We start from the raw sequence: 11,928 nt of genomic DNA on the forward strand, positions 1-11,928 counted from the left end.
GTAGATGCTTGATCTACAAGGGCTATATAGGAGTCCAATTTCTTGGCGGAGAGGGTGGGATTCGAACCCACGGTACGTTGAAAACGTACACGGGATTTCGAGTCCCGCGCATTCGACCACTCTGCCACCTCTCCGTGCTCGAAGCCTGCGATTCTAGCAGGTGCCGGAGGCCGATCGGATTCGCCAACGCGGCGGCAGACGAATGAGAGAATGCGCCACCGTTTGACTTTGGCCCTGACATGCTCGTCGACACCCAGCCCGCCACCTATCAGCATGTGCCCGCCTCGCCGGAGGTGCGCGACCATTGGGTCAGCTCGCAGCTTATCGGGGTCCTCATGGACAACATGGGGCCTTCGTTGCTGGCCGGTGTGCTGTCGCTGCCCGCGCTGGTCTTGCTCATGGCAGGACAGACCAATACGATCGCATTGGCCGTCTGGGCGGTGCTGACGGCCGTCATGCTGGTGTTGCGCTATCGGATGATCGGCATCTACCGTGTGCGCCACGACAGCCTTGAAGGCCCGCAGCGCTTGAGCTTCGTGCAGCGCTACAAATGGTCGTGGACGGTCATGGCGCTGCTCTGGAGCGGTCCCGTGTTCCTGAGCTACCAGGTGTCTTCCCAGCCCACGCAGTTCGTGTGCGGGCTGGTGGTGTTGGGGCACGGGCTGTTGGCGCTCACGACGTTCAGTGCCTACATGCCGGTGTTCCGGCGCTACACCAATGCCCTGATGTTTGCGGTACTGATCGGCCTGGCCTTGGGCACCGCGCGCATGGCCCAAAAACCCGACGTGTTGCAGACCGGCATCGTGCTGATGGTGCTTCTGATGGTGTTCTGGGGGTTGCTGACCATGGCCGGCCGGCGTCTGCACGAGGTGTACCGCGCGAGCTTCGAGCTGCAGTTCTCCAACCAGGAGCTGATCGACTCACTGACCTTGCAAACAAGGGCCTCGTTGCGCGCCGTGGCCACCAAAAACCGTTTCCTGGCTTCGGCTGCTCACGATCTGCGTCAGCCTGTGCATGCCCTGAGTCTGTACGCGGACTGGTTGGCCACCGAGCCGGAGATGGCGCGTGACATCTCGCCACGGATCCTGCAGTCCACCCGCGCGATCAACGAACTGTTCGACTCGCTGTTCGACCTGACGCGCATCGACGCGGGCAACTACAAGGTTCGCTTGCAGCATGTCGATGTCCGGAAGCTTTTTGGCGATCTCTCATTGCAGTTCGAACCGGTGGCGGTGGGCAAGTCGCTGCGGCTGCGCACCCACACCCGACCGACCATCATCTGGTCCGATCCGGTGGTGCTGCGCCGCATTCTGGGCAACCTGATTTCCAACGCCTTGCGCCACACGCACCAGGGCGGCGTTCTGGTGTCGCTCAGGCACCGCGAGGACATGCTGATGTTCGAAGTGTGGGATACAGGCGTCGGCATCGCGCGCGAACACCAGCAGGCCATCTTTCAGGAGTTCTTCCGCGTCTCGCAGCACCAGGGGACGGAGGACAGCCTGGGCCTTGGATTGACCATCGTGTCCAAGCTCACGTCGCTGATGGGGTACCAGCTGGCGTTGAACTCGGTGGCCAATCAGGGCAGTGTGTTCCGCGTGATGATGCCGGAGTTCACGCAGCGGGAGCCTGAGGAGTATCCGAACGGTGTGGAGGACAACTCCATTTTCTGAGTGGCGGGGCGCGTGTGCCCCGCGCTTTTCGCTCAGAGATCGAGCAGGCCGGCCGTGCGCGCGAGGTGGCTGGCTTGCGAGCGGCTCTTCACGTTGAGGCGGCGGAACAGCCGCCAGAGGTGCACCTTGACGGTGTGTTCGCTGATCTGCAGTTGTTCGGCAATGTCGCGGTTGCTCAGGCCGCGGTCCAGCATCACCAGCAGCTGTTTTTGGCGCTTGGAAAGTTTTTCGGGAATGGTCGGCGCGTTTTCGTCTTCCGGTTCTTCCGCGAGAAACTCGCGCAGCACCTTGGCAATCTGGGCGGCACCGGCGGATTTTTCGACGTAGGCATCGGCGCCGGCTTCGCGCGCCAAGTCTTCGTAGTCAGACGCGGGTGAGGCCGAGAGCACGATCAGCGACGTGTCGGGCAGCATCTGGCGCACTTCGCGCACGCCCGAGACGCCGTTGGTGTCGGGCAGCTTCAGATCCAGGCACACCAGTTCGGGGTCGCCGTGTTCTGCAATTGCTTTGCTCACCGCCGCCAGACGTTCGAGTTCGACCACTTGGGTGGAGGCGCGTAGGCGCCGAAGCAGCATGACGACTGCTTCGCGCATCAGCGGGTGATCGTCAATTACAAAAATGCTCATGTCTGGCGTGCTACTAATAAATGGTTTCAATGCGACAGCATATCGAGATTGTCCGTGTTTGGCGATAGCCAGCGGGGCAGGAATGCAGTCGTTCTTTTTACTTTCTGATCCCATCGTTGGAGGGTATTCGAACGGATGGGTTCAGTCTCGACGCCCGCTGAAGTCGAAGGGTTTGTGGCTTGCGGGCCGCGGGTGCTTCCGATTGTGTATCAAAGCACGCACGACGTGACATTGTGGGGGCGAATGAGTCTCAGGGCTTGTTCGAGCGGAAGTGCGAAAGGGCGTGTTCGAGCGCGTTGGCCTCGCCTTGCACGACCAGTTGCGCCTGCAATTCGACCAGGGCTGCGGGGCCTTGCTGCTGCAGCCGGGCGATCGCCTGGGCCGCGTCTTTGCCGGAGGGGAAGCCGGTGCTTTGCAGCAGCAGCTGGCCCGCCGCATCGACGAGCTTGAAATAGAACAGGCCGTCGCTTTCACGGTACTGCTTGAACGTGGGCGGGGCCGCCTTGCCGGCCTTGGCGCCGGTTGAAGCCTCCACGCTGTCCAGCCGGCGCAGGCCCACGGCTTCGCGCAGCCGCGTGGTGAACGGGGTGGCGATGGCACGGGCCTTCTCGGCGCCGGCCTTCAGCGTTTTCTCGATTTGCGCCGGGTCTTGCATGAGCCGGTCGTAGACCTCGCGCATGGGGGCGATCTCCTGGTCCAGGCGCTCGAACAGCACCTGTTTGGCGTCACCCCAGGCGATGCCGTCGGCGTAGGCTTTGGCCAGTGCGGCGGTTTCGTCGGCGGAGGCAAAGGCCTGGTAGAGCTGGAACAGGGCCGAGCCTTCGGTGCTCTTGGGCTCGCCGGGCGCGCGCGAGTCGGTCAGGATGCCCATGATGAGCTTGCGCAACTGCTCGCGCGGCACGAACAGCGGAATGGTGTTGTCGTAGCTCTTGCTCATCTTGCGGCCGTCGAGACCGGGCAAGAGGGCCACATGGTCTTCGGTCACCGCTTCGGGCAGCGTGAAGTGCTCGCCGTACAGGTGGTTGAAGCTCGAGGCGATGTCGCGCGCCATTTCGATGTGCTGGATCTGGTCGCGCCCGACCGGCACCTTGTGCGCGTTGAACATCAGGATGTCGGCCGCCATCAGCACCGGGTACATGAAGAGACCGGCGGTCACGCCCGCGTCGGGGTCTTCACCCGCGGCGTTGTTCTTGTCGACCGAGGCCTTGTAGGCGTGCGCGCGGTTGAGCACGCCTTTGCCGGTGACACAGGTGAGCAGCCAGGTGAGCTCGGGGATTTCGGGGATGTCGGACTGGCGGTAGAAGGTCACACGCTCGGGGTCGAGCCCGCAGGCCAGCCAGGTGGCGGCGATCTCCAGCGTGGAGCGCTGCACGCGCGCCGGATCGCCGCTGGTCTTGATGAGCGCGTGGTAATCGGCCAGGAAGTAGAAGCTCTCCACCTCGGCCAGGCGGCTGGCGCGCACGGTCGGGCGGATGGCGCCCACGTAGTTGCCCAGGTGGGGCGTGCCGGAGGTGGTGATGCCGGTGAGGACGCGTTGGGTTTTCATGGACGGGAGATCGATCAGAACAGCAGCATGCGAAGAGGAGAGAGCAGCAGCTCGATGGCGTTGCCGGAGAGCATCATGAGTGGGCGCAGCCAGAAGGTGCCGACCACGCCTGTGATGACCAGGGCCATCACGATGAAGAAGCCCCAAGGCTCCACGCGCGAAACCAGCGCGGCCTGTTTCCAGGGCAGCAGGCCGACCAGAATGCGGCCGCCGTCCAGCGGCGGCAGCGGGAACAGGTTGAACGCGAACATGACGAGGTTGACCAGCATGCCGGCGCGGCACATGCGCAGGAAGAATTCTTCTTCCACGCCCATGGCCACCAGCACGTACAACAGCACGGTCCAGACAATGGCTTGCAGGAAGTTGGAGCCCGGGCCGGCCAGGGCCACCCAGATCATGTCGCGCTTGGGGTTGCGCAGTCGACCGAAGTTCACCGGCACGGGCTTGGCGTAGCCGAACAGGAAGGCGCCCGAGGTGGCGAAGTAGAGCAGCAAGGGCATCGCGATCGTGCCCAGGGGATCGATGTGCTTGAGCGGGTTGAGCGTGATGCGCCCCATCATCTCGGCGGTGTTGTCGCCGAAGCGCTTCGCGGCGTAGCCATGCGCCGCCTCGTGCAGCGTGATGGCGAGCAGCACCGGGATGGCGTAGAGAGCGACGGTTTGAACGATGAGGGCGAAATCCATGTCGGGCGGACGCGAAAGCAAACGCGTATTGTCCCAGACTGGTGGGGCGCAGCCCCGAGCCTCAGCGGCTCACAGCCCCAGGCGCGCCAGGTCGCCCCGTCCGGTGCGCACCACCTCGGGCTCACCGCCGGTGCCCATGGGGGTGAGGTCGATGACGGTGGTGGGCTCCAGCGCACAGGCGCCGGCGTCGATCACGCCGGCCAGTTCGTGTTCCAGGCGGTCGCGGATGTCGTGCGCGTCGTTCATGGGGTCGGTGTCACCGGGCAGGATCAGCGTGGTCGCCAGCAGCGGCGCGTTGTGCAGGCCCAGCAGCGCTTGCAGCGTCTTGTGTTCGGGCACGCGCAGGCCGATGGTCTTGCGCGAGGGGTGGCTCAGGCGGCGCGGCACTTCCTTGCTGGCTTCGAGGATGAAGGCATACGGGCCCGGCGTGGCGAGCTTGAGCAGGCGGTACTGCCGGTTGTCCACTTTCGCGTAGCTTGCGAGTTCGCTCAGGTCGCGGCACAGCAGGGAGAGGTGTTGCTTCTCGTCGAGCTGGCGGATGCGGCGCAGTTGGTCTGCGGCAGCCTTGTCGTCGAGGTGGCAGACCAGCGCGTAGCTCGAATCGGTGGGCACGGCCAGCACGCCGCCCTTTTCCAGCAGCTGCACAGCTTGCTTGAGCAGGCGGGGCTGCGGGTTCTCGGGGTGGACGTCGAAGAACTGGGACATCGTGCGATTGTGATCCGCAACCGGCCCTTACGCCTCGGGTTGTTCCACCGGCAGGCGCTGGTCGCGTGCGGTGATCCAGCTGGCCGAGGCGCCGCACAGCACGATCAGCGCGATGCCGATCAGCTCGAACCGCCCGGGCACATGGCCAAACACGAGCCAGCCACAGAACATGGCAAAACCGATCTGGCCGTAGAGGTAGGGCGTGAGGGTGGACGCTTGCGTGCGCGCGAACGCGAGGATCAGCAGGAAGTGGCCCACCGTGCCCATGAGGCCGATCAGGCACAGCAACGCGAAGGTGAAGGCGTCGGGGATGGCCTGCCACACCAGCGGCAGCGCCAGGCTGGAGACCAGCGCGCCGACCCAGCCGGTGTAGAAGTGCATGGTCATCGGGTCTTCGGTGCGCGCCATCTTGCTGGTGAGGATCTGGAACCAGGCGTAGGTGAACACCATCACCAGCGGCAGCAGGCTGGCCCAGCCGATCACGTCGCCGCCCGGCTGCACGACCAGCAAGGCGCCGGTGAAGCCGCCCGCCACCAGCGCCCAGCGCAGCCAGGTCACGCGCTCGCGCAGGAACAGGGCGGCCAGCAGGGTGACCACCAGCGGGGTGATCATCACGATGGCGGTGAACTCGCCCACCGGCATGTACTGCAGCGCCACGAACGACAGCGCGCTGACGGTCAGCAACAGGGTGCCCCGCAACAACTGGAAGCGCGGGTGTTCCGTGCGCACCAGGCTGCGCCCGCGCACGGGCAGCATGACGGCCGTGACCACCACGGCGTGGAACACGTAGCGGAACCACACGGCCATCAGCACCGGCACGAAGGCGCCGACGTATTTCACGGTGGTGTCGAGCACCGCGAAGCACGCGGTGGCGAGCACCAGGAAGCCAATGCCCAGCGCGGCCTGCGCGGGCTTGTAGTGCGCCGGGTTCGCCATCACTGAAGGATGCGCGACCGCAGGAGTTCCCACACGGGTGTGACGGTGCCGGGCAGATCGGGCAGCTGGCCCAGGTCGGTGTGGCTTTCTTCCGGGCTGTGGAAGTCGCTGCCTCGCGAGGCCGCGAGGTCGAATTCCTTGCAGTAACCGGCGTATTTCACGTAGTCGGCCTGGCCGTGCGCGCCGGTCATCACCTCCACGCCCCGGCCGCCATGGGCCTTGAATTCGGTGAACAGCGCAAACTCTTCATTCGGTGTGAGCTTGTAGCGGCCCGGGTGGGCGACCACGGCCACGCCCCCGGCCTGCGTGATCCAGCCCACCGCATCGCCCAGCGCCGCCCAGCGGTGCGGCACGTAGCCGGGCTTGCCTTCGGTGATGTACTTGCGAAAGACCTCGTTGGTCTCCTTGCACACGCCGATTTCCACCAGGTAGCGCGCGAAATGCGAGCGCGAGATCAGTTCCGGGTTGCCGACGTACTTCAGCGCGCCTTCGTACACGCCCGGGATGCCCACGCGCGCCAGGTCATCGCTCATTTCGCGCGCGCGCTGCTCGCGCCCGTTGCGCGTGGCGTGCAGGCCGGTCAGCAGGGTGGGGTGCTTGTGGTCCATGCCCAGGCCGACGATGTGCACCGTGATGCCGGCAAAGGTGACGGAGATCTCGGTGCCCGTGAGGTAGGGCAGGCCGAGCGCGCCCGCGGCGGCGATGGCGCGGTCCTGGCCGCTCAGTTCGTCGTGGTCGGTCAGCGCCCACAACTCGACGCCGTTGGCCTTGGCGCGCTGGGCCAGCACCTCGGGCGTGAGCGTGCCGTCCGAGATGACGGAATGGCAATGCAGGTCGGCGTTGGTCAAGGTGTTCACCGTTTCATTCTAGGTTTTACGGATTGACCATGTGGCGCCGTGGCGAATGGCGTGCGGGGTTATCCCGTATTCCGCAGGCCGGCCGCGATGCCGTTGATGGAAATGTGGATGCCCCGGCGCACGCGCTCGTCGCGGTCGGCTTTGTTTTCGCCGGCCCGGTAGCGCCGCACCAGCTCCACTTGCAGGTGGTGCAGCGGGTCGATGTAGGGAAAGCGGTGGCGCATCGAACGCTGCAGGGCGGCGTTGTTCACCAGGCGTTGTTTCTCGCCGGTGATGAGCGCCAGCGCCGCCGCCGTGCGCTGCCACTCGGCCTCGATCGCCTTGAAGACCTGGTTGCGCAGGCGCTTGTCGGGCATCAGCTCGGCATAACGCGAGGCCAGCGCCAGGTCGCTCTTGGCCAGCACCATGTCCATGTTGGACAGCAAGGTGCTGAAGAAGGGCCACTGTTTCACCATCTTCTGCAGCAGCGCCTTTTGCGCGGCCACGCCCTTGGGGCCGTCGCGGTGCAGGAAGGCATGCACCGCCGAGCCAAAGCCGTACCAGCCCGGCAGCGTGAGCCGGCACTGGCCCCAGCTGAAGCCCCAGGGGATGGCGCGCAGGTCTTCGATTTTTTGCGAGGCCTTGCGCGAGGCCGGGCGCGAACCGATGTTGAGCTCGGCGATCTCGCGGATGGGCGTGGCGGCGAAGAAGTACTCGGTGAAGCGCGGGGTGTCGTAGACCAGCGCGCGGTAGGCCGCCATGCTTTCGCGCGAGAGCTCGTCGGCCGCGGCCAGGAAGGCCTTGGGCGCGTTGCGCGTGGGCTGCAGCAGCGTGGCCTCCAGCGTGGCGGCGACCAGGGTTTCCAGGTTGCGCCGGCCGATCTCGGGGTTGGCGTATTTGGAGCCGATCACCTCGCCCTGTTCGGTCAGGCGGATCTGGCCGCGCACGGTGCCCGGGGGCTGCGCCAGGATGGCCTGGTAGCTCGGGCCACCGCCGCGTCCCACCGTGCCGCCGCGGCCGTGGAACATGCGAAGTCCGATGGGCTTGGGGTTGTCCTTGTTGACGCTGTCGAACAGCTCGACCAGCGCGGTCTCGGCCCGGTACAGCTCCCAGTTGCTGGTGAAGATGCCGCCGTCCTTGTTGCTGTCGGAGTAGCCGAGCATGATGTCTTGCTCGCTGTAGCCCTCGGCCGCGCCCCGCTGCACCATGGCGAGCATGCCGGGCAGGGCGTAGTAGTCGCGCATGATGGGCGCGGCGTTGCGCAGGTCTTCGATGGTTTCGAACAGCGGCACCACGATCAGGTCGCACACCGCGCCATCGTCCAGCGTGCCATGCACCAGGCCGGTTTCCTTCTGCAGCAGCAACACCTCCAGCAGGTCGCTCACGGTTTCGGTGTGGCTGATGATGGCGTGGCGGATCGCCTGCGCGCCAAAGCGGGCGCGCCCGCTGCGCGCGGTCTCGAAGATGGCCAGCTCGCCCAGCGTGTGGGCGGAGTACGCGACGCCGGGCACGCGCAGCGGCCGCGCGTCGTTCAGCTGGCGCAGCAGCACCGCTTGTTTGCCGGCTTCGTCGAGCTGGCTGTAGCGCGACTCGATGCGCGCCGCGGCGAGCAGCTCGGCCACCACCTCTTCGTGCTTGTCCGAGCTCTGGCGCAAGTCGACCGTGGCGAGGTGAAAGCCGAACACCTGCACCGCGCGGATCAGCGGTTGCAGCCGTGCGCGCGCCAGCGCTTCACCGTGGTGGCCTTTGAGCGAAGCTTCGATGGTGCGCAGATCGCCGAGCAGCTCGGCCGCGCTGGCATAGGCGTCCTGCGGCGCGATGGCATGGCGCGCGGCCTCGCCGCCGGTGAGGTGCTTGAGCGTGGCCGCCAGGCGCGCGTACATGCCGGTGAGGGCGCGGCGGTAGGGTTCGTCTTGCCGGTGTGCGTTGGTGTCGGGCGAACGTTCGGCCAGGGCCTGCATCTCGGGGCTCACGCTGTTGAGCATGGCCGACACCGACAGCTCCGCGCCCAGGTGGTGCAGTTGCGTGAGGTGGTGGCGCAGCACCATGTCGGCCTGGCTGTGCAGCGCGAGTTCGAGCGTCTCCGCGGTCACGTTGGGGTTGCCGTCGCGGTCGCCGCCGATCCACTGGCCCATGCGCAGGAAGGGCGCGATCGCCGCGCCGTCGCCGCTGTGGCCCAGACCTTCTTCGAGCTCGCGGTACAGGCGCGGAATCTGCGTGAGAAAGGTGGCGTCGTAGTAGCTCAGTGCGTTCTCGATCTCGTCGGCCACGGTGAGCTTGGTGAAGCGCAGCAGGCGCGTTTGCCAGAGCTGCGTGACGCGGGCGCGGATCTGTGCCTCGATGTCGGCGCGTTCGCGCGGCAGGCGCTGTTGTTCGTCGCGCTCGCCCAGCAGGCGCGCGATCGCGCGTTCGGCGTCCAGAATGCTCTTGCGCTGCACTTCGGTGGGGTGCGCGGTGAGCACCGGCGAGATGTGGCTGTGCGCCAGCGTGCGCACCACCTCGGCGGGCGCAATGCCGGCCTCGCGCAGGTGCTGCAGCGTGCGCGCCAGGCTGCCTTCCTGCAGGTTGCCCGCGCGTTCGTGCACGGCGCGGCGGCGAATGTGGTGGCGGTCCTCGGCCAGGTTGGCCAGGTGGCTGAAATAGGTGAAGGCGCGGATCACGCTCACCGCCTGGTCGCCGCTCAGGCCTTTGAGCAGCTTCTTCAGCGTCTTGTCGGCGGACTCGTCGGCATGGCGCCGAAAGGCCACCGAGAGCTGGCGGATCTGTTCGATCAGGTCGAACGCGGCCTGGCCCTCCTGCTCGCGGATCACGTCACCCAGAATGCGGCCGAGCAGCCGGATGTCGTCGATCAGGGGCTGGTCTTTGTCGGCCCGTCCAGAGGCCTTGGATGGGGTTGCGGAGCGGGCGGGCATGCGCGTCATGGAGGTGAGGTGTAAAGGGGGAATTCAGGCGAGCAGACAAACGGGCCATGCTAGCATCCCGCACACCCTTTTTCAGTTACCAGCCGGGTACCAAAATGCCCGCGTTTCCAGGCCCTGCGGGCCGCTTCTCTCCCCGAATCCGAATGTCTCCATCTCCCCTCGCCTTGAACATCACCATCGCCACCCGCGAGAGCCGGCTGGCGCTGTGGCAGGCCGAGCATGTCAAGGCGCTGCTCGAAGGCCTGGGCCACCACGTCACGCTGCTGGGCATGACGACCCTGGGCGACCAGATCCTTGATCGCAGCCTCTCCAAGGTGGGCGGCAAAGGCCTGTTCGTCAAGGAGCTGGAGCTGGCGCTGGAAGACGGCCGTGCCGACATTGCCGTGCACTCGCTCAAGGACGTGCCGATGGACCTGCCGCCCGGCTTTGCCCTGGCCTGCGTGATGGAGCGCGAAGATCCGCGCGATGCCTGGGTGTCGCCCCACTGCGCCGGGCTGGCCGATCTGCCGCCGAACGCGGTGGTGGGCACCTCCAGCCTGCGCCGCCAGGTGTTGTTGCGCGAGGCCTTGCATCAGCTGCAGCGCGACGACGTGCGCATCGAACCCCTGCGCGGCAACCTGGACACCCGCCTGCGCAAGCTCGACGAAGGCCAGTACCACGCCATCGTGCTGGCCGCCGCCGGCCTCAAGCGGCTGGGCCTGGGCGCGCGCATCCGCCACACCTTCGAGCCCGCCGAGTCGCTGCCCGCGGCGGGGCAGGGCGCCTTGGGCATCGAGGTGCGGGCCCACCGAACCGATCTCGTCGACGCGCTCGCGCCCCTGGTGCACCAGCCCACCTGGCTGCGCGTGGCGGCCGAGCGCACGGTCTCACGCGCCATGGGCGGCAGTTGCTCCATGCCGTTGGCCGCTTTCGCGGACTGGATGCCGGATGGCAACCTGTTGCTGGACACCGCCTGGGGCGACCCCGATGGCCAGCAGGCCTTGGTGCGCGCCAGTGGCCATGCCCAGGTCCACACACTGGACGACGCCGAAGCGCTTGGCCAGCGTGTGGCCACGGCCCTGCGTGCAGCGGGCGCCGTGCCGCCTGCGCCGCCCGTGGGGGCCTGAGCCTTGGCCGAACACGGCACGCATGCGTCAGCCCTCACACGCCTGGAGCGGCTCGTGGTCACACGGCCCGCGCCCGAGGTCGCCACCTGGGTGGAGGCCCTGCGCGCCCAAGGCTGGCCCGCGCACGCGCAACCCCTGATCGACATCACCGGGCCGCAGGCGCCGGAGGACGTCGCCACGCTGCAGCACTGGCGCAGGCACTGGGGACAGGCCGACGCCATGTTGTTCGTCAGCTCGGCCGCGGTCCAGCACTTCTTTGCGCAGGGTGTGGCCGCCGCGTTGCCGACCAGCCGCACGCGCTTCTGGGCGCCCGGCCCGGGCACCGCGCGCCAGTTGGCGCGGGCGATCGCACCGCTGGGCCTGGCCGAAGACCGCATCGACGCACCCGCGGCCGACGCGAAGCAGTTTGATTCCGAACACCTGTGGCCCTTGGTGTCGTCGCAGGTCGCACCGGGTCGCCTTGTATTGATCGTGCGGGGCACGTCGTCGCATGGCGCGCAGGCCACCACCACGGCCGCGGCGGCGGTGGCCGGGCGTGGCCGCAACTGGCTCATCGAGCAATGCGCGGCCGCGGGCGCCACCGTGCGGGGCTGCGTGGCTTATGCGCGCCGCGCGCCATCCCTGTCGACCGAAGACCATGCCTGGATACAAGCCGCCACGGGCCCTGGCAATGTGTGGCTGTTCAGCAGTTCGGAATCGCTGACCACCTTGCAGGCGTTGCGTCCGCCCCTGGTGTGGACGCAGGCGAGCGCGCTGGTCACACACCCGCGCATCGCGGCCACGGCGCAGAAAGCCGGCTTCGGCCGCGTGGTGCAGACCCGCCCCACCGTCTCCGATGTGGTGCGCGCTCTAGAATCGGGCTGGACCCGACCATGAGCGCCGACACCCCCGACCCCCTC

Annotated in this window: 10 protein-coding genes and 1 tRNA gene; 3 read left to right on the forward strand and 8 right to left on the reverse strand. The window is 66.9% G+C overall.

Going from position 1 to position 11,928, the window contains the following annotated elements; genetic code table 11:
- Window positions 1-43: 43 nt before the first annotated feature.
- A tRNA-Ser gene (locus FFS09_RS12685) sits at window positions 44-134 on the reverse strand.
- A gap of 105 nt (window positions 135-239) precedes the next feature.
- Between FFS09_RS12685 and FFS09_RS12690 the strand changes: the two genes are divergently transcribed.
- Window positions 240-1,670, forward strand: a complete 1,431-nt coding sequence (locus FFS09_RS12690) for a sensor histidine kinase (protein WP_137919245.1) — start codon at window positions 240-242, stop codon at window positions 1,668-1,670.
- A gap of 32 nt (window positions 1,671-1,702) precedes the next feature.
- On the opposite strand, the gene FFS09_RS12695 is transcribed toward FFS09_RS12690, so the two are convergent.
- From FFS09_RS12695 to ppc, 7 genes are all read right to left on the reverse strand, one after another.
- Window positions 1,703-2,296, reverse strand: a complete 594-nt coding sequence (locus FFS09_RS12695; protein WP_137919258.1) for a LuxR C-terminal-related transcriptional regulator — start codon at window positions 2,294-2,296, stop codon at window positions 1,703-1,705.
- A 250-nt stretch (window positions 2,297-2,546) separates the two neighbouring features.
- Complete coding sequence (locus FFS09_RS12700) at window positions 2,547-3,842, reverse strand: tryptophan--tRNA ligase (RefSeq protein ID WP_137919246.1); 1,296 nt, start codon at window positions 3,840-3,842, stop codon at window positions 2,547-2,549.
- A 14-nt stretch (window positions 3,843-3,856) separates the two neighbouring features.
- Complete coding sequence (locus FFS09_RS12705) at window positions 3,857-4,525, reverse strand: site-2 protease family protein (RefSeq protein WP_137919247.1); 669 nt, start codon at window positions 4,523-4,525, stop codon at window positions 3,857-3,859.
- 69 nt (window positions 4,526-4,594) lie between these two features.
- Complete coding sequence (locus FFS09_RS12710) at window positions 4,595-5,230, reverse strand: L-threonylcarbamoyladenylate synthase (protein WP_137919248.1); 636 nt, start codon at window positions 5,228-5,230, stop codon at window positions 4,595-4,597.
- Between the two features lie 27 nt (window positions 5,231-5,257).
- Window positions 5,258-6,166, reverse strand: a complete 909-nt coding sequence (locus tag FFS09_RS12715) for a DMT family transporter (RefSeq protein ID WP_137919249.1) — start codon at window positions 6,164-6,166, stop codon at window positions 5,258-5,260.
- Window positions 6,166-7,023: a 3',5'-nucleoside bisphosphate phosphatase gene (locus tag FFS09_RS12720; RefSeq protein WP_137919250.1), complete on the reverse strand. Its 858-nt coding sequence runs from the start codon at window positions 7,021-7,023 to the stop codon at window positions 6,166-6,168. The genes FFS09_RS12715 and FFS09_RS12720 overlap by 1 nt, the downstream gene beginning before the upstream one ends.
- A 59-nt stretch (window positions 7,024-7,082) precedes the next feature.
- Complete coding sequence (gene ppc, locus FFS09_RS12725) at window positions 7,083-9,914, reverse strand: phosphoenolpyruvate carboxylase (RefSeq protein WP_502703728.1); 2,832 nt, start codon at window positions 9,912-9,914, stop codon at window positions 7,083-7,085.
- Between the two features lie 152 nt (window positions 9,915-10,066).
- On the opposite strand from ppc, the gene hemC reads away from it, so the two are divergent.
- Together hemC and FFS09_RS12735 are read left to right on the forward strand one after the other, a co-directional pair.
- The gene (gene hemC / locus FFS09_RS12730) at window positions 10,067-11,029 is read left to right on the forward strand and encodes a hydroxymethylbilane synthase (protein ID WP_137919252.1); all 963 of its coding nucleotides are present in this window, start codon (window positions 10,067-10,069) and stop codon (window positions 11,027-11,029) included.
- Window positions 11,030-11,083: 54 nt separating this feature from the next.
- Window positions 11,084-11,905, forward strand: a complete 822-nt coding sequence (locus tag FFS09_RS12735; protein WP_252374348.1) for a uroporphyrinogen-III synthase — start codon at window positions 11,084-11,086, stop codon at window positions 11,903-11,905.
- The last annotated feature ends 23 nt before the right edge of the window (window positions 11,906-11,928 follow it).

It is taken from the genome of Hydrogenophaga sp. 2FB (assembly GCF_005503365.1).
Taxonomy (GTDB): domain Bacteria; phylum Pseudomonadota; class Gammaproteobacteria; order Burkholderiales; family Burkholderiaceae_C; genus Hydrogenophaga.

What these genes read in the sequence shown, in the direction of transcription:
- FFS09_RS12715 (WP_137919249.1), bottom strand. Translation starts at nt 6,166, where the DNA reads ATGGCGAACCCGGCGCACTACAAGCCCGCGCAGGCCGCGCTGGGCATT.
- ppc (WP_502703728.1), bottom strand. Translation starts at nt 9,914, where the DNA reads ATGCCCGCCCGCTCCGCAACCCCATCCAAGGCCTCTGGACGGGCCGAC.
- FFS09_RS12705 (WP_137919247.1), bottom strand. Translation starts at nt 4,525, where the DNA reads ATGGATTTCGCCCTCATCGTTCAAACCGTCGCTCTCTACGCCATCCCG.
- FFS09_RS12710 (WP_137919248.1), bottom strand. Translation starts at nt 5,230, where the DNA reads ATGTCCCAGTTCTTCGACGTCCACCCCGAGAACCCGCAGCCCCGCCTG.
- FFS09_RS12700 (WP_137919246.1), bottom strand. Translation starts at nt 3,842, where the DNA reads ATGAAAACCCAACGCGTCCTCACCGGCATCACCACCTCCGGCACGCCC.
- FFS09_RS12690 (WP_137919245.1), top strand. Translation starts at nt 240, where the DNA reads ATGCTCGTCGACACCCAGCCCGCCACCTATCAGCATGTGCCCGCCTCG.
- FFS09_RS12695 (WP_137919258.1), bottom strand. Translation starts at nt 2,296, where the DNA reads ATGAGCATTTTTGTAATTGACGATCACCCGCTGATGCGCGAAGCAGTC.
- hemC (WP_137919252.1), top strand. Translation starts at nt 10,067, where the DNA reads ATGTCTCCATCTCCCCTCGCCTTGAACATCACCATCGCCACCCGCGAG.